Annotated in this window: 1 protein-coding gene; it reads right to left on the bottom strand. The window is 62.8% G+C overall.

Features of this window, described 5'->3' with window-relative positions; genetic code table 11:
- Positions 1–247, bottom strand: a 247-nt coding sequence (locus tag SB764_RS43365) for a hypothetical protein (protein ID WP_410867220.1), incomplete at both ends; no start/stop codon positions are given.

Genomic DNA, 247 nt, shown 5'->3' with positions numbered 1-247 from the left:
AGAAGCTCGAACCGTGAATCACCGGTTCCGGTGGTGGACACCGACACTGTGACCACATCTGCGCCCCGGACAAATCGAGCCGCCAGCGATCCGTTCGTGGCCGGTGCATCTTCGGACCAGAAGCCGTGGGCGGCCAACGATTGGCGGAACGAGTCCAAAACATTCGCCTGGGATGCGGAAAGGACTCCGTCTGCGGCGAGCTGCAGAACGGTGCCGGACCCGGACACCGAAGTAGAGCCGATGGTAG

This window comes from Paraburkholderia sp. SIMBA_027 (assembly GCF_046535315.1).
GTDB classification, from domain to species: Bacteria; Pseudomonadota; Gammaproteobacteria; order Burkholderiales; family Burkholderiaceae; genus Paraburkholderia; species Paraburkholderia tropica.
Note: the sequence above shows the minus strand (reverse complement) of the source record. Positions and strands in the feature narration are given on the sequence as shown.